The organism is Streptomyces sp. NPDC104367 (assembly GCF_055583825.1).
The window spans coordinates 142,965-160,598 of sequence record NZ_JBVJND010000008.1; the positions used below are offsets into that span (position 1 = coordinate 142,965).

Sequence of the window (17,634 nt, forward strand, 5' to 3'; positions counted from 1 at the left end):
GGATCACACTCCTGGACCCCGACCGGGAATCGATACGATGACCCCATGGTTTCCCACGACGTGAGCGAGAAGGCGCCGGGCAGCATGCTCGTGGCGCGGCTGCACGTCGACCTGTGCAGGCTGAACAGCGCCATCTGTTGACGTCTCCCTGCCGCCGTACGGCCGTGAGCCGTGGCGTGCCGCTGCGCGCCCACCCACCCAGACTCTCCGACAGGAGCCCGCAACCATGGCCATCGAGGTCCGCATCCCGACCATCCTCCGCCAGTACACCGACGGTCAGAAGGCGGTGGAGGGCAGCGGTGACACCCTCGCCGACCTCTTCAACGACCTCGAGACCCGGCACGCCGGCATCCACGCCCGCATCGTGGACGACGGCAAGCTGCGCCGCTTCGTCAACGTGTACCTGAACGACGAGGACGTCCGTTTCGTCGACGGCATCAGCACCAAGCTCACCGACGGCGACACCGTGACGATCCTGCCGGCGGTCGCCGGCGGCATGGTCTGAGATCGGCATGCGGTACGACTCCCCGCTGGCCGCGGTCGGCAACACCCCCCTGGTGCGCCTGCCGCGGCTGTCGCCGTCCGCCGACGTCCGGATCTGGGCCAAGCTGGAGGACCGCAACCCCACCGGCTCGGTCAAGGACCGTCCCGCCCTGCACATGATCGAGCAGGCGGAGAAGGACGGCCGGCTGACCCCGGGCTGCACCATCCTGGAGCCGACCTCCGGCAACACCGGCATCTCCCTCGCCATGGCGGCCAAGCTCAAGGGCTACCGGATGGTCTGCGTGATGCCCGAGAACACCTCGCAGGAGCGCCGGGACCTGCTGGGCATGTGGGGTGCGGAGATCATCTCCAGCCCGGCCGCGGGCGGTTCCAACACCGCCGTGCGCGTGGCCAAGGAGCTCTCCGCCGAGCACCCCGACTGGGTGATGCTCTACCAGTACGGGAACCCGGACAACGCCGGCGCGCACTACGCGACCACCGGTCCTGAGATCCTCGCCGACCTGCCGTCCGTCACGCACTTCGTCGCGGGACTCGGCACGACCGGCACGCTCATGGGCGTCGGGCGGTACCTGCGCGAGCACAAGCCGGACGTGCGGATCGTCGCCGCGGAGCCCCGCTACGACGACCTCGTGTACGGGCTCAGGAACCTCGACGAGGGCTTCGTGCCGGAGCTGTACGACGCCTCCGTGCTCACCACCCGCTTCTCGGTCGGCTCGGCGGACGCGGTGACCCGGACCCGGGAGCTGCTCCAGCAGGAGGGCATCTTCGCGGGCGTCTCCACCGGCGCCGCGCTGCACGCCGCGATCGGCGTCGGCAGGAAGGCCGTGCAGGCCGGCGAGAGCGCCGACATCGTGTTCGTCGTCGCCGACGGCGGCTGGAAGTACCTGTCGACCGGGGTCTACACGGCCGCCACGACCGAGGAAGCCATCGAGACCCTCCAGGGTCAGCTCTGGGCATAGTCCTCATCATGTACGCGCCAACCCCCTCCTATGAGGGGGCTAAGCGCTCTCCATACCGGGGCAAAGTTCTTCGTCCGGGGGAGTCGCCCCCCGGTGGATGCCACTAGGTTCTGCACCGTCCTGTCATGCCACGCACCTCGGCATCGCAGGGTGTTCAGAATGTCATGCTCATGACTGCGCACTCTGCCGCCGCTACGCGCGTCACGGGCCTGCCTTGTAACCCCACCGATGGAGGCAGTACCCCCATGCGTGAATCACGACGGAGCGTGCGAAGACTCCTCGCCTTCGCCTTCCCCGCACTGGCCCTCGCCGTCTCCGGTTTCGTCGCGGCCCCGACCGCGCAGGCGCAGACGGCCGCCGCCCCGACCTCCCGCACCGCCCAGACCTCCCGGGCCGCCCAGAACGCCAAGGCCCTCACCGACCCCACTCGGCAGGCCGTGCACAGCACCGGCAAGGCCGGCCAGAAGGTGCCGACCACGCACCTGTGCGCCACGGCCGGCAAGCCTGGTGAGGTCAACTGCTTCGCGCAGCGCCGCACCGACATCAAGCAGCAGCTGGCCTCCGCGCTCGCCGCCGCCCCCTCCGGGCTGAGCCCGACCAACCTGCACAGCGCCTACAACCTGCCCTCGACGGGCGGCTCCGGCCTGACGGTCGCCGTGGTCGACGCCTACAACGACCCCAACGCGGCCTCGGACCTGGCCACTTACCGCTCGCAGTACGGCCTGTCCGCGTGCACCGTCGCCAACGGCTGCTTCAAGCAGGTCAGCCAGACCGGCTCGACCACCTCGCTGCCCTCGAACGACTCCGGCTGGGCCGGCGAGGAAGCGCTCGACATCGACATGGTCAGCGCGGTCTGCCCGAACTGCAACATCATCCTCGTCGAGGCCAGCTCGGCCACCGACTCCGACCTCGGCACCGCCGAGAACGAGGCCGTCGCGCTCGGCGCCAAGTTCGTCTCCAACAGCTGGGGCGGCGACGAGTCCTCCTCGCAGACCAGCGAGGACACCTCGTACTTCAAGCACCCCGGTGTCGCGATCACCGTCTCCTCCGGTGACGAGGACTACGGCGCCGAGTACCCGGCGACCTCGCAGTACGTGACCGCCGTCGGCGGCACCGCGCTCTCCACCTCCTCCAGCACCCGCGGCTGGACCGAGTCCGTGTGGAAGACCAGCTCCTCCGAGGGCACCGGCTCCGGCTGCTCCTCCTACGACGCCAAGCCGAGCTGGCAGACCGACACCGGCTGCACCAAGCGCATGGAGTCCGACGTCTCCGCGGTCGCCGACCCGGCCACCGGTGTCGCCGTCTACGACACCTACGGCGGCTCCGGCTGGGCGGTCTACGGCGGCACCAGCGCCTCGTCGCCGATCATCGCCGGCGTCTACGCCCTCGCGGGCACCCCGGGCACCAGCGACTACCCGGCGTCGTACCCCTACAGCCACACCGGCAACCTGTACGACGTCACCAGCGGCAACAACGGCTCCTGCTCGACCGCGTACTTCTGCACCGCCGAGACCGGCTACGACGGCCCGACCGGCTGGGGCACCCCGAACGGCACCACCGCCTTCGCCGCCGGCACCAGCAGCGGCGGCAACACGGTGACCGTCACCAACCCGGGCAGCCAGTCGACCGTCACCGGCTCCTCGGTCAGCCTCCAGATCTCGGCGACCGACAGCGCGAGCGCCACCCTCACCTACACCGCGACCGGCCTGCCCACCGGCCTGTCCATCTCCAGCTCGACCGGTCTGATCTCCGGCACGGCGTCCACCGCGGGCACCTACAGCACGACCGTCACCGCGACCGACTCCACCGGCGCCACCGGCACCGCCTCCTTCACCTGGACGGTCAGCTCGTCCGGCAGCGGCTCCTGCACCTCCTCGCAGCTGCTGGGCAACCAGGGCTTCGAGTCGGGCAACACCACCTGGACCGCGTCCAGCGGTGTCATCACCAACTCCAGCAGTGAGTCGGCGCACGCCGGCTCCTACTACGCCTGGCTCGACGGCTACGGCTCCAGCCACACCGACACGCTGTCCCAGTCGGTGACCATCCCGTCCGGCTGCACCAGCACCACGTTCACGTTCTACCTGCACGTCGACACGGCCGAGACCACCACCAGCACCCAGTACGACAAGCTGACGGTCACCGCCGGTTCGACCACCCTGGCCACGTACTCGAACCTCAACGCGGCCTCCGGCTACGTGCAGAAGTCCTTCAGCCTCGGCTCCTACGCGGGCTCGACCGTCACCCTGAAGTTCAGCGGTGTCGAGGACTCCTCGCTCCAGACCAGCTTCGTCGTCGACGACACCGCCGTGACGACCGGCTGAACCGCCCCGTGAAGTGACCGGATCCCGCCCCCGGAAGCCGTCCGGGTGCGGGATCCGTACGACCGGCGGATACGTCACATCGGCACCAAGGGTCCGTTCCCCTACGGAAAGGCGGACACCTCATGCGCCGTACGACGTTCCACCGCACGTCGCTCGCCGCGGCGGCCCTGCTCCTGCTGGCGGCCTGCGGCTCCCAGCACGGGACCGATGACAACGGGGACAAGGGGGACAAGGGGAGTGGCGCGGTGTCCTCCTCGCCGACCGCGACCCCGACCCCGACCGCGAGTTCCCCGGGCGGCTGCGTCAGCCGCGACGAGGTCACCGCCGCCGACAACGGCCGTACCGTCTGCCTGGCGGTCGGCGGGCGGCTCCGGCTCACCCTGGACGGCAGCAGGCAGCGCCCCTGGAAGGCCGTGCGGGCCGACGGGTCCGCGCTGCGGGCCACCAACTCCGGGATCACGCTCCAGCCGGGCGACGCCTCCGCCGCCTACGACGCGGTCGCCGCCGGCACGGCCCGGCTCAGCTCCTCCCGCCCCCTGTGCGCCGAGCCCACCGCCCCCGGCCAGGTCTCCTGCAAGGCGATCGAGGAGTGGCACATCACCGTACGGGTGAACTGACCCTCAGCCGGCCAGGTGCCGCACCTGGTCCCACAGGACCGGGTCGACCACGCCCACCCGGCGCCGGAAGTCCCACACCGCCAGCTCACGCAGCTCGTCCGTCTCCAGGAAGCTCGGCCGGCCCTGGGCGTCCCCGACCGAGCCGGGCGGCAGCGGGATCACCCCGGCGCGCTCGTCGTGGTACTTGCTGGTGATCTTCGCGACGGTGGCCCGGTTCCCGCGCACGGCCAGCACCAGACACGGCCGGTCCTTGGCGCCGGGACCGTCCTCGTAGGGCACGTCGGCCCACCAGATGTCGCCCGGATGCGGCCGCCCCTGCTGTCCGCGGGGGCCCCGCGGGTGCCCCGGCGGCCGGGTCCGGCTCCCGCGCGGCCGGTGCCCCCGGCCCCACCCGTCCACGAGCGTGGCGACCAGCGCCAGCAGGACGACTGCCGCGAGCGCGAGCCACCATGACGTGTCCATACGACGACGTTACCGGCGCGGGATAATCGATGCGCGCCCTTGCGCGATCCTCTTACGCCCCCGGTCCAGCCGAACCGGTGACACCACAGGTGAGTTCGCCCACAACGGCCCCTGGCGGAGGAGCGACCGGCCCTTTTGCGCCTTACGCTCGACAAACCGCACGACCCCCGTCATCCCCTTTTTCCCGACTCCGGTTCCCAGCGCGGCTGGGTTTCCGCCAACGGAGGTTTCTGCTTCATGAAGCTCACCGTCGTCGGCTGCTCGGGGTCGTTCCCGTCCGCGGAATCGGCCTGCTCGAGCTACCTCGTCGAGGCCGACGGCTTCCGGCTGCTCCTCGACATGGGCAACGGCGCCCTGGGCGAGCTGCAGCGCCACTGCGGTCTCTACGACCTCGACGCGATCTTCCTGAGCCATCTGCACGCCGACCACTGCATCGACATGTGCGCCTACTTCGTGGCGCGCTACTACCGCCACGACGGCGGCCCGTGCCCCCCGATCCCGGTCTACGGTCCCGAGGGCACCGAGCACCGGCTCACCACGGCCTACGCCGACACCCCCACCGCCTCCTCGATGAGCGAGGTCTTCGACTTCCACACGGTCAAGCCGTCCACGTTCGACCTCGGCCCCTTCACCGTCCACACCGAGCGGGTCCGCCACCCCGTGGAGGCGTACGCGATCCGCGTCGAACACGCCGGGAGGTCCCTGACGTACTCGGGCGACACCGGCGTCACGGACGTCCTGGCGGAGCTGGCCCGGGACACCGACCTGTTCCTGTGCGAGGCGGCCTTCACGCACGGCAAGGAGAACATCCCGGACCTGCACCTCAACGGCCGCGAGGCGGGACAGACGGCGGCCCGGGCCGGGGCCCGCAGGCTGCTCCTCACCCACATCCCGCCCTGGACCGACCCCGCCGTCAACCTCGCCGACGCCCGCGAGGTCTTCGACGGCACGGTGGAGCTCGCGGCGCCGAGGGTGACGTACGAGATCTGACGCGACGAAGGCCCCCACGCCACTGTGGGGGCCTTCGTCATGCCGTCGCGGGGCTCATGCCTTCGTGAGGTCCTCGACCTCCTCCTCGGGCTCGCGGCCCGGGGTGGGGAGGTTGAACCTGACGATCGCGAACCGGAAGACGAAGTAGTAGACCGCCCCGAACACCAGCCCGATCGGAATGATCAGCCAGGGCTTGGTGGCGAGGTTCCAGTTGAGCGCGTAGTCGATCACGCCGGCCGAGAAGTTGAAGCCCGCGTGGACGCCCAGGCCCCAGGTGACCGCCATCGACAGGGCGGTCAGGACCGCGTGGATGACGTACAGGAGCGGGGCGATGAACATGAACGAGAACTCGATCGGCTCGGTCACGCCCGTCACGAAGGAGGTCAGCGCGAGCGAGACCATCATGCCCGTCACCGCCTTGCGGCGCTCGGGTCGAGCGGTGTGCGCCATGGCCAGCGCGGCGGCCGGCAGACCGAACATCATGATCGGGAAGAAGCCGGACATGAACATGCCGGCGGTCGGGTCGCCGTGCAGGAAGCGGCTGTAGTCGCCGTTGAAGACCTGACCGGCCGCGTCCTTGAACGAACCGAGCTGGAACCACGCCACCGTGTTCACGAACTGGTGCATGCCGATCGGGATCAGCGCACGGTTGACCAGGCCGAACAGGGCCGAGCCGAAGGCCCCGAGGCCGGTCATCCACTCGCCGAAGCTGGTGATGCCGTCACCGATCGGCTCCCAGATCAAGGAGAAGAAGACGCCGACCAGAGCGCCGACGAAGGCCATCAGGATCGGCACCAGACGGCGTCCGTTGAAGAAGCCGAGCCAGTCCACGAGCCTGGTCCTGTGGAAGCGCTGCCACATCACGGCCGACAGCAGACCCATGACGATGCCGCCCAGGACCCCGGGGTTGTTGTAGGTCGCCGCGACTATCCGGCCCTTCTCGATGTGCTGTTCCGTCAGGGGGAACGCTTCGAGCACCTTGCTGTAGACGAGGAAGCCGACCAGCGCGGCCAGCGCGGTGGAGCCGTCGGACTTCTTGGCGAAGCCGATGGCCACGCCTATGCAGAACAGCATCGGCAGGCTGCCCGTGATGGCGCCGCCGGCGGCGTTGAAGACAGCCGCCACCTTGTCCCAGCCCAGGCCGTCCTTGCCGAAGATGTCGTCCTGGCCGAGCCTGACCATGATGCCCGCCGCCGGCAGCACGGCGATCGGGAGCTGGAGGCTGCGGCCGACCTTTTGCAGGCCCTGGAGCAGGCCGGATCCCCACTTCTTCGGGGGGGCCGCCGTCACGGTGGCGGTTGTCATACGTCCTCCATCGGGGATGGTCTATACCACTCAGTGGTGTAGACCTGTTGTACACGATGGGGGCTTTATAAGGAACCCGTCAGTTCCGCAACCGGAGGGTTGCGCGCCGTACGCCGGACGGGTGGCGGCCGCTCAGGGCTTGGTCACGTCCTCGACCTCGTCCTCGGGCTCGCGGCCCGGGGTCCTCAGGTCGAACCGCGTGATGGCGAAACGGAAGACCGCGTAGTAGACGGCCGCGAAGCACAGGCCGATGGGGACGATGAGCCACGGCTTCGTCGCCAGCCGCCAGTTGATGACGTAGTCGATCAGCCCGGCCGAGAAGCTGAAGCCGTCGTGCACCCCCAGCCCCCAGGTCGCCGCCATCGAGACGCCGGTCAGCACCGCGTGCACCGCGTACAGCAGGGGCGCGATGAACAGGAACGAGTACTCGATCGGCTCGGTGATCCCGGTGACGAACGAGGTCAGCGCGACCGACAGCATCAGGCCGCCGATCTCCTTGCGCCGGTGCGGCTTCGCGCAGTGCGTCATCGCGAGCGCCGCGGCCGGCAGCGCGAACATCATGATCGGGAAGAAGCCCGAGGTGAACTGGCCCGCGTTCGGGTCGCCCGCCAGGAACATGTTGATGTCGCCGTGCACGGTCTGGCCCTCGGGCGTGGTGTAGCTGCCGAACTGGAACCAGATGGGCACGTTCAGGAACTGGTGCAGCCCGATGACCAGCAGCGCCCGGTTCGCGACCCCGAACACCCCGGCGCCCCACGCGCCCGCGTCCCGCAGCCAGTGGCTGAAGCTCTCCAGGCCGGCACCGATCGGCGGCCACACCCACAGACACAGCACCGCGAACACGATCGCGACGAACGACATGATGATCGGCACCAGCCGCCGCCCGTTGAAGAACCCGAGCCAGTCCACCAGCCGGGTGCGGTGGAAACGGGCCCAGAAGTAGGCCGTGAGCAGTCCCAGCGCGATACCGCCGAAGACGCCCGGGTTCTGGAACGTGAACGTCGACACCGAGCCGTCGCTCACCTGGCAGCCGATCCCGGGCAGTTCCTTCGAGCCGCCCGGACAGCCCTCGGGGAACTCGTGCAGCACCCCGTAGTAGACGAGGAAGCCCGCCACCGCCGCCAGCGCCGTGGAACCGTCCGCCTTCTTCGCCATCCCGATCGCGACCCCGACGCAGAACAGCAGCGGCAGCCCGATCGAGCCGTCGAGCAGCGCGCCGCCCGCGCCCTTCATCACCTTCGAGACGTCGTTCCAGCCCAGGCCCTGGTCACCGAAGACGTCCGGCTGGCCCAGCCGGTTGAGGATGCCGGCCGCCGGCAGCACCGCGATGGGGAGCTGAAGACTGCGGCCCATCTTCTGGAGCCCCTGGAACAGGACGTGCCACCGCTCGCGCGCGGAACCCGCCGTCTGGTCGGCGCTGTCGGCACTCATGGACGTCCTCCCGGCCGCTCGGCTCGCCCGCGGGGTTTGGCGACCGCCCGCCAGCTGGTGTAGACCAGTTGACCGACGGTTCCGTCGCGGTGCTCGCCATCATTCGGCACCCGCGGCACGGCCGCTCGCGAAGATGGGCCAACTGTGGGTTACTGCGACAAAGCGGTTCGGATCAGGGAGAAACGACATGGCCACCAAGGCTGAGAAGATCGTCGCCGGGCTCGGCGGACTCGAGAACATCGAGGAGATCGAGGGCTGCATCACCCGTCTGCGCACCGAGGTGATCGACCCCTCGAAGGTCGACGAAGCCGCCCTGAAGGCCGCCGGCGCCCACGGCGTCGTCAAGATGGGCACCGCCATCCAGGTCGTCATCGGCACCGACGCCGACCCGATCGCCGCGGAGATCGAAGACATGATGTAACCCGCCCCACCCGCCCCACCCGCCCCGGAGGGGCTCCTCCCACCGTGGGGGGAGTCCCTTCTCAGGCTATGGATAGGCTCGGCGGCATGTCACGCATCGACGGCCGCACCCCCGAACAGCTCCGCCCCGTCACCATCGAACGAGGGTGGAGCAAGCACGCCGAGGGCTCCGTCCTCGTCTCCTTCGGCGACACCAAGGTCTTCTGCACGGCCTCCGTCACCGAGGGCGTCCCCCGCTGGCGCAAGGGCAGCGGCGAGGGCTGGGTCACCGCGGAGTACGCCATGCTGCCCCGCGCCACCAACACCCGCGGCGACCGCGAGTCCGTCAAGGGCAAGATCGGCGGCCGCACCCACGAGATCTCCCGCCTCATCGGCCGCTCGCTGCGCGCGGTCATCGACTACAAGGCCCTCGGCGAGAACACGATCGTCCTCGACTGCGACGTGCTCCAGGCCGACGGCGGCACGCGTACGGCGGCGATCACCGGCGCGTACGTGGCGCTGGCCGACGCCGTCGCCTGGGCGAAGGAGCGCAAGCTCGTCCGGGCCGGCCGCCAGCCGCTCACCGGCACGGTCTCGGCCGTCTCCGTCGGCATCGTCGGCGGCGTCCCGCTCCTCGACCTCTGCTACGAGGAGGACGTGAAGGCCGAGACCGACATGAACGTCGTCTGCACCGGCGACGGCCGCTTCGTCGAGGTCCAGGGCACCGCCGAGGCCGAGCCCTTCGCCCGCGACGAACTCGACGCGCTGCTCGACCTCGCGGTGGGCGGCTGCCACGACCTCGCCGCCCACCAGCGCGCGGCCCTCGAAGCGGCCCTCACCGAAAAGTAAAGGCAACCCAAAGAACCGAGGCAACCAGGGCGGCCGGCCCCGCGTCCCTAGAGGTACGGGCGCACGGCGTGAACAACCGTGCGCCCGGCCAGCCGTACAACGGGGAGGGGAACACCACCATGGCCGCCAGCCGACGCCGAGGCCGCAGCACCGTCGCCGCCGTCGCCGCGACCGCCGCGCTCGCCGCCGCCCTCCTCACCGGGTGCGACGCGGTGGACAAGGCCCTGGACTGCGTGCAGACCGCCGAATCCATCGCCGACAGCGTCACCGCCCTCCAGCAGGCCGTGGAGAACGCGGCGGACGACCCCACCCGGGCCGAAGCCTCCCTCGAATCGATCCAGCGCAACCTCGACAAGATCGGCGACAAGACGGACGACGTCGACGTCAACAAGGCGGTGGACGACCTCGACAAGGCCGTGGCCGACGTCCGTAAGGCCATCGACGACGGCGACGCCACCCCGGACGTCACCCCGGTCACCGACGCGGCGGGCGAGCTGACGAAGGTCTGCACCCCGTAAGCGGCACTCGGGGCACTTGGGATACTGCCTGTCATGACGACCCGCCTGATCCTCGCCACCCGCAACGCCGGAAAGCTCACCGAACTCCGCGCGATCCTCGCCGAAGCCGGTCTGCCCCACGAACTGGTGGGCGCCGAGGAGTACCCCGACATCCCCGACGTCAAGGAAACGGGCGTCACCTTCGCCGAGAACGCCCTGCTCAAGGCGCACGCCCTCGCGCAGGCCACCGGCCTCCCGGCCGTCGCCGACGACTCCGGCCTCTGCGTGGACGTGCTGAACGGCGCCCCCGGCATCTTCTCCGCCCGCTGGGCCGGCCGGCACGGGGACGACAAGGCCAACCTGGACCTCCTGCTGGCCCAGATCTCCGACATCGCCGACGTGCACCGGGGCGCGCACTTCGCCTGCGCGGCGGCGCTGGCGCTGCCGGACGGCACGGAGCGGGTGGTCGAGGGGCAGCTGCGGGGAGTCCTGCGCCATGTCCCCGCCGGCACGAACGGCTTCGGCTACGACCCCGTCCTCCAGCCGGACGACGAGACCCGCACCTGCGCGGAACTCACCCCCGAGGAGAAGAACGCCATCAGCCACCGAGGCAAGGCCTTCCGCGCCCTGGTTCCGGTGGTACGGGAGCTGTTGGGCTGAGGTGGCGAGAGGGGCCGCCCGGACGGACGGCCCCTCAACGGTGCGGTCGGTGGGACTCGAACCCACACGGGATTTCTCCCACGGGCACCTAAAGCCCGCGCGTATCGCCTATTTCGCCACGACCGCCCCAAAACGGACTTGTTCAGAGCTGCCGTTTTGCTTGGCCCAGTGTACGGGGCCGGGCCTTTCGGCGTGAGCCTCCCCGGCACCACGTGCTCGTGACCGCATGGCAGTTCGGGCACAGCAGGCGCAGGTTCCGCCGCCGGTCGTCGCCCCGGTCACCGTTGACGTGGTCGACTTCCAGCGTCATGGGCTCGCCGAGCCATTCGGGCCCGGTGCCGCATTCCGCGCACTCCTCGGGCACGCCGGTTTCCAGGAGAGCCCGCCGCAGCAGGTGGGTTCTGGTCCGCCGGGTGCGGTCATGGCGGACCAGGATGTCCTCGGCGTGCCTCAGTTGCGTGGTGCCGGGGCCGCCGCGCTGATGTGCCTGCCCGAGGAAGTGGGAGGTGTCCAGACCGTCCTCGGCCATCCAGCGGCGGAGTTGAGTCCGCAGCCTGCTGTTGTAGGGCTCCATGCCCAGCGCGCGAAGCGTCCCGGCGATCGACGCCGACTTCTCGACCGCTTGACGCAGTGCGCCGGGTGTCGGTTTCGAGGGTGATGTCTTCGCTCGCCTCTGGCGGGGCATGTGGGAAACGTCGATCCCGAAGTGGTCGAAGCGCCGGAAGAGGTGACGGCGCAGCTGACCGTAGGGCCGGGTGCCGAAGAAGGCGATGACCTCATCGATGTCGGAACACCGCCCGGCCGCCTCGGCCAACCGCTCTCGGCTGTACCGGACGCCCGTGCTCACGAAGCCCTGCCTTTGCCGCGTCCCCGGTATCTGTCCGTCGTGGAGTGGCAGTTCGGGCACAGCAGGCGCAGGTTCCCGATCCGGTTGTCACGCCAATCGCCGCTGATGTGGTCGACCTCCAGCGGGAGCGCGTGGCCTCGCCAGACCGCCTCCGTGCCGCACCGGGCGCAGCGCTCCGGTACGCCCATCGCGGTCATCGCCTGCCTGAGCCGGTCGCCCGGAACGCGCCGGGCGCGGTCCGCCGGCTGCTCGACGAGCACCCCTTCGGGGGTCCTCGGCCGCCACGGCCTGCCCTTCCTCGTCGGCACCCGGAAATGAGACGTGTCGATCCCGTACGCCCCGATCCGTCGGCTGATGTGCGTGTGATGCCCGCCGGCCGCGTCGAGTCCCAGCCTGCGCAGCACCTCGTACATGTTCGTCGATGCCTGCACCGCTTCCTTCAGTACCTCCCGCGTCCACCTCACCCCCTCCCGCTCGAAGTGCGACACGTCCACGCCCAGTTTTTTCATCCGCTCGTACACGTACCGCCGTGTCGAGCTCCGCGGGTCCACCCCCAGCCTGCCCAGCGCCTCCGACAGCGTCCGGGCTCCCCGGGCCGCAGCCTCGAGCCGCTCCCTGGTGTACGCGCTCGTTCCCATCGGGCCCCCTCCGTTTCGACCCCGCGTTCGTGGTCCGTACGGAGTAACGAACCGGCTCGTCGGACGGTTACGCCCGGAGGGGGCGGACGGTCGTGCCGGAGAAAGGGAGACGGCCCGCGCCGGGGGGTCCGGGTGCGAGCCGTCGGGGCGGGCGGGGCGGGTGTCAGATGCCCAGGTCCTTGATGATCTTGACCACGTGGCCGGTGGCCCGGACGTTGTAGAGGGCGCGTTCGACCTTGCCCTGCTCGTCGACGACGACCGTGGAGCGGATGACGCCCAGATACGTCTTGCCGTAGTTCATCTTCTCGCCGAAGGCGCCGTAGGCGTCCAGGACCTTCTTGTCGGGGTCGGCGAGCAGGGTGACCTTCAGGTTCTCCTTCTCGCGGAACTTGCCGAGTTTCTCCGGCTGGTCGGGGGAGATGCCGATGACGTCGTAGCCCGCGCCGGCCAGCAGGTCGAGGTTGTCGGTGAAGTCGCACGCCTGCTTCGTGCAGCCCGGCGTCAGCGCGGCCGGGTAGAAGTAGACGATGACCTTGCGGCCCTTGTGGTCCGAGAGGGACACCTCGTTGCCGTCGGCGTCGGGGAGGGTGAAGTCGGGGGCTACGTCCCCGGGCTGGAGTCGCTCACTCATCGCTCTAGCGTAACGGGGGGTCCTGACATGGCACTGGCGGCGAGAGCTGACAGACTGTCCGGAACAGGCAGTACGGCAGAGTTCGGAGGGCCCACGGTGGCGGAGACGTCGGACACCAGAACCCCGGCGCAGATCGAGGCGGACATCAAGCGCCGCCGCGACGTGCTGGCCGAGACGCTGGACGAGATCGGGGTGCGGGTGCACCCGAAGACCATCGTCGGCGACGCCAAGGCCAAGGTCGCGGCCAATGTCGATCACACCCTCGGGAGGGCCTACGTCCAGGTCAACCGGGTCGTGAGCGAGGTGAAGGCGCAGTTCGTGGACGAGGACGGCGCGCCCCGGCTGGAGCGCGTGGTGCCCGTGGCGCTCGTCGTCGTGGGCGTGACCGGGCTGCTCGTCTTCGGCACCCGGCGGCGCAGGAGCTGACCAGAGGCAGGTAGGTTCAAGGCGTGAGCGCCAACAGAAACGAGCACGGCAGCCAGCACGACAAGCTGCCCATCCGCATGCTGCACGACCGGGTCCTGGTCAAGCAGGACACCGGCGAGGGCGAGCGACGTTCCGGCGGCGGCATCCTGATCCCGGCCACGGCGGCCGTCGGACGCCGGCTGGCCTGGGCCGAGGTGGTCGCGGTCGGCCAGAACGTGCGGACGGTGGAGCCCGGTGACCGGGTGCTGTACGACCCGGAGGACCGCGCCGAGGTCGAGGTGCGCGGTGTGGCGTACGTACTGATGCGCGAGCGCGATCTGCACGCGGTGGCCGCCGACCGGTTCGAGGGCTCGGAGGACTCGACCGGCCTCTACCTCTGAGTGGACGGCTGTCCCTGAACCGACGGCTGTCTTTGAATCGACGGCCGAAAGGGGCCTGGTGACCGCGGTCACCAGGCCCCTTTGTCATTCCTTTGCTATGTTCGAAGGAGCCAGCCCGACGAGACGCGCCGTACCGGGACCGTGAAGGCAAAGACGACGCACCCCGTTCAGCGAAACGTCTCGGAGGTGCCTGTCATGGCCTGGGTCCTGCTCGTCGTCGCCGGTCTGCTGGAGGTCGGCTGGTCGGTCGGCATGAAGTACACCGACGGCTTCACCCGCCTCGTCCCCAGTCTGCTCACCGGCGGCGGCATCGTCGCCAGCATGGTGCTGCTCTCGTACGCCGCCCGCACCCTGCCCATCGGTACCGCCTACGGCGTCTGGGTGGGGATCGGGGCGGCCGGGGCGGCGGTGTTCGGAATGGCGGTGCTGGGGGAGCCGGCCACCGCCGCCCGGATCTTCTTCGTGTGTCTGCTGCTGGTCGCCGTGGTGGGGCTCAAGGCGACCGGCGGTCACTGACCGCCGGTCGGCCGGCCCGGCTAGAACCCTCCGCCGTCGCTGCCCAGCGTGGTCCCGGTACTGGTCCCGGAGTCGGTGCTCCCGGTCGTCGTCCCGGTACTGGTGCCGTCGGTGGTGGAGCCGGTGGTCGTGCCGGAGGACGTGGTCCCCGACGAGGTGGTCCCGGAACTGGTGCCCGAGGTCGTCGTGCCGGACGTGGTGGAGCCGTCGGTGGTGGAGCCGTCCGTCGTCCCGCCCGTCGTGGTGGAGCCGGTGGTGCCGTCCGTCGTGCCGCCGGTCGTGGTGGAGCCGGTGGTGGTGCCGTCGTCCTGGCCCTGGCCGGTGGTGCCGTCGTCCTGGCCGTCGGTGCCCGGGGTGGCCGAGGGGCTCCGGGTGCCCGGGGCCACGGTCTCGGCGCCGGACTGGAGGTCCAGGTCGAAGGCGAAGGCCGCGGTGCCCTTCAGGGCGTCCTTGGTGTACTGCGCCCAGATCTCGGTGGGCGCGCCGCCGCCGTTGATCCGGGCGAGGCCCATGGCGCCGTACAGCGACTTGTGGGCGGCGGTGACCGGGTCCTGGCCCATCACCGAGACCACCGTGGCGAGGTCCGGGGTGTAGCCCGCGAACCAGGCGGCGGTGTCCTCCTCCGCGGTACCGGTCTTGCCGGCCGCCGGACGGCCCGCGGCCTGCGCGGCGGTCGCGGTGCCGTTGTCGACCACGCTCTGCAGGATCGAGGTGGTGGTGTCGGCGGCCTGCCGGCTGATGGCCTGCGTGGTCTTCGACTTCGGCAGCTCGATGGTCTGCGTGCCGTCCTTGGTGATCTTCTCGACCATCGAGTACGTGCCGTGCTTGCCGTGGTTGGCGAGCGTCGCGTACGCCTCCGCCATGTCCAGGACACTGGCGGTCGCGGTGCCCAGGGCGATCGACGGGTACGGCTGGAGGTCCTTGGTGTCGGACGGGATGCCCAGGTCGACCGCGGTCTGCTTGACCTTGGACGGGCCGACGTCGACCGCCATCTGCGCGTACACCGAGTTCACCGACAGGTCGGTCGCCTTGCGCACGGTGATCTGGCCGTACGACTTCTGGTCCTCGTTCTCCGGCGCGTAGGAGCCGCCGGACCAGCCCTCGACGGTACGTCCGTTGGTGCCGTCGTAGTAGGTGTTCGGGGTGATGGTCTGGCCGGATTGGGTGGTCGAGCCGTTGTCGACGGCGGAGGCGAACACGAACGGCTTGAAGGTGGAGCCGACCTGGAAGTCACCGCGGGTCGCGCCGTTGGTGTACTGCTTCACGTAGTCGATGCCGCCGTACATCGCGACGACGTGGCCGGTCTTCGGGTCGACGGAGGCGCCGCCGGCGCGCACGTAGTTGTCGACCTTGTTGTTCTTCTTGTCCAGCTTGGAGATCAGCTTGTCGTCGACCGCCTTCACGAAGGCGTTCTGCCGGTCCTTCTCCAGGGTGGTGGTGATGCGGTAGCCGCCGGCCTCCAGGGAGTCCGAGTCGATGATCTTGTTCTTGACCAGGTAGTCGTTGACGGCGTTGACGATGTAGCCGCGCTGCCCGGACATGCCGGTGGAGACGGTCTGCTCCTTGGGCATCGGGAACTTCATCCCGGTCCGCTTCGACTGGCTCAGCCAGCCCTTCTTGACCATGCCGTCCAGCACGTAGTTCCAGCGGGCGACGGCCGTCGCCTTGTTCTCCGGGTGGGCGACGACGTCGTACTCGCTCGGCGCGTTGACGAGCGCGGCCAGGTAGGCGGCGCGGGCCGGGTCCAGGTCGGTGGCGTCCTTGCCGTAGTAGGCCTGGGCGGCGGCCTGGATGCCGTAGGCGTTGCGGCCGAAGTAGCTGGTGTTGAGGTAGCCCTCCAGGATCTGGTCCTTGGACTCGCTGCGGTCCAGCTTGATCGCGACGAAGACCTCCTTCACCTTGCGGGTGACGGTCTGCTCCTGCGCGAGGTAGTAGTTCTTCACGTACTGCTGGGTGATCGTCGAGCCGGACTGGGTGCCCTTGCCGGTCGCGGTGTTCCAGGCGGCGCGGAGCATCGCCTTGGGGTCGACGGCGGACTCGGTGTAGAAGTCGCGGTCCTCGGCGGCGAGCACGGCGTGCTGGGCGTCCTTGGAGACCTGGGCGAGGGTGACGTTCTCCCGGTTGACCTCGCCGTCACGGGCGAGCTGGGAGCCGTCGGCGTACAGGTACACGTTGGACTGCTTGGTGGCGAACGCGTTGGCCGCCGGGATCTTCACCATCGAGTAGCCGAGGAAGAACAGGCCGATCAGCAGCAGTACGCCGAGCACGAACGTGCCGAGCAGCATCCGCCAGGTCGGGAGGATCCGCCGCCATCCGGTCCGCTTGGGCCGCTTCATCTTCTTCCCGCCCCCCTTCTTCGTCTCGGCGCTGGCGTCGGCGTCCGGTGCCTCGGCCGCGGTGGCGGCGGCCGGCCCGGCTCCGGCGGTGGGTGAGGCGGTGGCGGCGGTGGCCGCGCCGGGCGGTGCCGCGGGCGTGGCCGTGGCGGGTGCCTGCGGCCTCGGGAGCTTGACCGTCGAGAGCTGCCGCGTCTCCGTGTCCCGCCCGCCCGGCGCACCCGGCCCGTCCTGTCCGCCTTGCGCGGTTCCCCGCCGGTTCCGGGCGGCGCCCGGCCCGTCCTGCCCGCCCTGTCCGGGCCGTATGCCCTGCGCGGCCTTCCCGGCACCGGCTGCGGCACCAGCCCCGGCTGCGGCACCAGCCCCGGCGCTCGCACCGGACCCGGCCGCCGTCGGCCGCGTCCTCGGCGCCTTGACCGTGGTGAGCTGCTGGGTGTGCGTGTCCTCGGCGGCCGCGCGCGGCGGCACGACCTTCCTCCCGCCCGGCTTCTCCGCCCCGGCGGTCCCGGCGGCCTTGCCTGCCTCGGCCGGCCCGGCCGTCGGCTCCGGCTTCTTCGCCCCGGTCGCCCCGGTCGCCGCGGGCGGCTCTGGCCGCTGCGGGGTCTTCTCCGCCCCGGCCGCAGCCGTCGGCTCCGTCGGGCCTCCGCCGCCCTCGTTCGGCTGTTGCGGCTGCGGCTCGTCGCTCATGTCGTGCACGGACTCCTGTTTCGCGTCGTACGTTCGCTGCCGTACGACCTCGTACGCTTCTGCGCCCCCTGCTGAAGACTCTCGCACCGCGCGTTCCGTTCCCTAATTGCGGCACGCTTCGGTCACGGAAATTGCGTGGCCTGCCGGGTCGCGGGCGCAGTAGGCTCCTGCGCTTCGGTGTC

General features: G+C 70.2%; 20 protein-coding genes, 1 tRNA gene and 1 riboswitch. Of the genes, 13 read left to right on the top strand and 8 right to left on the bottom strand.

Annotated features, from left to right (window positions below; translation table 11 throughout):
• Positions 1–45: 45 nt before the first annotated feature.
• The 5 genes from ACZ619_RS14380 (at position 46) to ACZ619_RS14400 (ending at position 4,401) form a co-directional block, all read left to right on the top strand.
• The gene (locus tag ACZ619_RS14380) at positions 46–141 is read left to right on the top strand and encodes a putative leader peptide (RefSeq protein WP_469598440.1); all 96 of its coding nucleotides are present in this window, start codon (positions 46–48) and stop codon (positions 139–141) included.
• 85 nt (positions 142–226) lie between these two features.
• The gene (locus ACZ619_RS14385) at positions 227–505 is read left to right on the top strand and encodes a MoaD/ThiS family protein (RefSeq protein WP_469598442.1); all 279 of its coding nucleotides are present in this window, start codon (positions 227–229) and stop codon (positions 503–505) included.
• A 7-nt stretch (positions 506–512) separates the two neighbouring features.
• Positions 513–1,463: a PLP-dependent cysteine synthase family protein gene (locus ACZ619_RS14390; protein WP_469598444.1), complete on the top strand. Its 951-nt coding sequence runs from the start codon at positions 513–515 to the stop codon at positions 1,461–1,463.
• Between the two features lie 245 nt (positions 1,464–1,708).
• Positions 1,709–3,784 (top strand): putative Ig domain-containing protein, encoded by a 2,076-nt coding sequence (locus ACZ619_RS14395; RefSeq protein ID WP_469598446.1) that lies wholly within the window; start codon positions 1,709–1,711, stop codon positions 3,782–3,784.
• 122 nt (positions 3,785–3,906) lie between these two features.
• Positions 3,907–4,401, top strand: coding sequence for a hypothetical protein (locus tag ACZ619_RS14400; protein WP_469598448.1), 495 nt, complete (start codon positions 3,907–3,909; stop codon positions 4,399–4,401).
• A 3-nt stretch (positions 4,402–4,404) separates the two neighbouring features.
• Here ACZ619_RS14400 and ACZ619_RS14405 read toward each other — a convergent pair whose 3' ends face one another.
• Positions 4,405–4,863 (bottom strand): type II toxin-antitoxin system PemK/MazF family toxin, encoded by a 459-nt coding sequence (locus ACZ619_RS14405; RefSeq protein WP_469598450.1) that lies wholly within the window; start codon positions 4,861–4,863, stop codon positions 4,405–4,407.
• A 237-nt stretch (positions 4,864–5,100) separates the two neighbouring features.
• On the opposite strand from ACZ619_RS14405, the gene ACZ619_RS14410 reads away from it, so the two are divergent.
• The gene (locus ACZ619_RS14410) at positions 5,101–5,853 is read left to right on the top strand and encodes an MBL fold metallo-hydrolase (protein WP_469598451.1); all 753 of its coding nucleotides are present in this window, start codon (positions 5,101–5,103) and stop codon (positions 5,851–5,853) included.
• Between the two features lie 54 nt (positions 5,854–5,907).
• On the opposite strand, the gene ACZ619_RS14415 is transcribed toward ACZ619_RS14410, so the two are convergent.
• Both ACZ619_RS14415 and ACZ619_RS14420 read right to left on the bottom strand, forming a co-directional pair.
• Entirely contained in the window at positions 5,908–7,158 is a 1,251-nt protein-coding gene (locus ACZ619_RS14415; RefSeq protein WP_469598452.1) for a PTS transporter subunit EIIC, read from the bottom strand.
• Between the two features lie 132 nt (positions 7,159–7,290).
• Positions 7,291–8,589 (bottom strand): PTS transporter subunit EIIC, encoded by a 1,299-nt coding sequence (locus ACZ619_RS14420; RefSeq protein WP_469598453.1) that lies wholly within the window; start codon positions 8,587–8,589, stop codon positions 7,291–7,293.
• Positions 8,590–8,776: 187 nt separating this feature from the next.
• Between ACZ619_RS14420 and ACZ619_RS14425 the strand changes: the two genes are divergently transcribed.
• The 4 genes from ACZ619_RS14425 to rdgB all read left to right on the top strand — a co-directional run bounded on the left by ACZ619_RS14425 (position 8,777) and on the right by rdgB (position 10,994).
• On the top strand, positions 8,777–9,010 hold the full coding sequence (locus tag ACZ619_RS14425) for a PTS sugar transporter subunit IIB (protein ID WP_469598454.1): 234 nt from the start codon (positions 8,777–8,779) through the stop codon (positions 9,008–9,010).
• Positions 9,011–9,096: 86 nt separating this feature from the next.
• A complete protein-coding gene (rph, locus tag ACZ619_RS14430) occupies positions 9,097–9,837 on the top strand; it encodes a ribonuclease PH (RefSeq protein WP_469598455.1) in 741 nt (246 codons plus the stop codon).
• A gap of 119 nt (positions 9,838–9,956) precedes the next feature.
• Positions 9,957–10,355, top strand: coding sequence for a hypothetical protein (locus ACZ619_RS14435; RefSeq protein WP_469598748.1), 399 nt, complete (start codon positions 9,957–9,959; stop codon positions 10,353–10,355).
• A 33-nt stretch (positions 10,356–10,388) separates the two neighbouring features.
• Positions 10,389–10,994 (top strand): RdgB/HAM1 family non-canonical purine NTP pyrophosphatase, encoded by a 606-nt coding sequence (gene rdgB, locus ACZ619_RS14440; RefSeq protein ID WP_469598457.1) that lies wholly within the window; start codon positions 10,389–10,391, stop codon positions 10,992–10,994.
• A gap of 41 nt (positions 10,995–11,035) precedes the next feature.
• Here rdgB and ACZ619_RS14445 read toward each other — a convergent pair.
• The 4 genes from ACZ619_RS14445 to bcp all read right to left on the bottom strand — a co-directional run bounded on the left by ACZ619_RS14445 (position 11,036) and on the right by bcp (position 13,110).
• Positions 11,036–11,120, bottom strand: a tRNA-Leu gene (locus tag ACZ619_RS14445).
• Between the two features lie 16 nt (positions 11,121–11,136).
• The gene (locus ACZ619_RS14450) at positions 11,137–11,841 is read right to left on the bottom strand and encodes an HNH endonuclease signature motif containing protein (protein ID WP_469598459.1); all 705 of its coding nucleotides are present in this window, start codon (positions 11,839–11,841) and stop codon (positions 11,137–11,139) included.
• Positions 11,838–12,479, bottom strand: coding sequence for an HNH endonuclease signature motif containing protein (locus ACZ619_RS14455; protein ID WP_469598461.1), 642 nt, complete (start codon positions 12,477–12,479; stop codon positions 11,838–11,840). The genes ACZ619_RS14450 and ACZ619_RS14455 overlap by 4 nt, the downstream gene beginning before the upstream one ends.
• Positions 12,480–12,642: 163 nt before the next feature.
• The gene (bcp, locus tag ACZ619_RS14460; RefSeq protein WP_469598463.1) at positions 12,643–13,110 is read right to left on the bottom strand and encodes a thioredoxin-dependent thiol peroxidase; all 468 of its coding nucleotides are present in this window, start codon (positions 13,108–13,110) and stop codon (positions 12,643–12,645) included.
• 96 nt (positions 13,111–13,206) lie between these two features.
• Between bcp and ACZ619_RS14465 the strand changes: the two genes are divergently transcribed.
• The 3 genes from ACZ619_RS14465 (at position 13,207) to ACZ619_RS14475 (ending at position 14,432) form a co-directional block, all read left to right on the top strand.
• Positions 13,207–13,536, top strand: a complete 330-nt coding sequence (locus ACZ619_RS14465; protein WP_469598465.1) for a DUF3618 domain-containing protein — start codon at positions 13,207–13,209, stop codon at positions 13,534–13,536.
• Between the two features lie 77 nt (positions 13,537–13,613).
• Entirely contained in the window at positions 13,614–13,916 is a 303-nt protein-coding gene (locus ACZ619_RS14470) for a GroES family chaperonin (RefSeq protein ID WP_076089203.1), read from the top strand.
• 94 nt (positions 13,917–14,010) lie between these two features.
• Positions 14,011–14,079: riboswitch (guanidine-III (ykkC-III) riboswitch) on the top strand.
• A 32-nt stretch (positions 14,080–14,111) separates the two neighbouring features.
• Positions 14,112–14,432 carry a DMT family transporter gene (locus ACZ619_RS14475; protein ID WP_469598467.1) on the top strand — a complete coding sequence of 107 codons (321 nt, stop codon included), beginning with the start codon at positions 14,112–14,114 and terminating at the stop codon, positions 14,430–14,432.
• 20 nt (positions 14,433–14,452) lie between these two features.
• On the opposite strand, the gene ACZ619_RS14480 is transcribed toward ACZ619_RS14475, so the two are convergent.
• On the bottom strand, positions 14,453–17,461 hold the full coding sequence (locus tag ACZ619_RS14480) for a transglycosylase domain-containing protein (protein WP_469598468.1): 3,009 nt from the start codon (positions 17,459–17,461) through the stop codon (positions 14,453–14,455).
• Between the last annotated feature and the right edge of the window lie 173 nt (positions 17,462–17,634).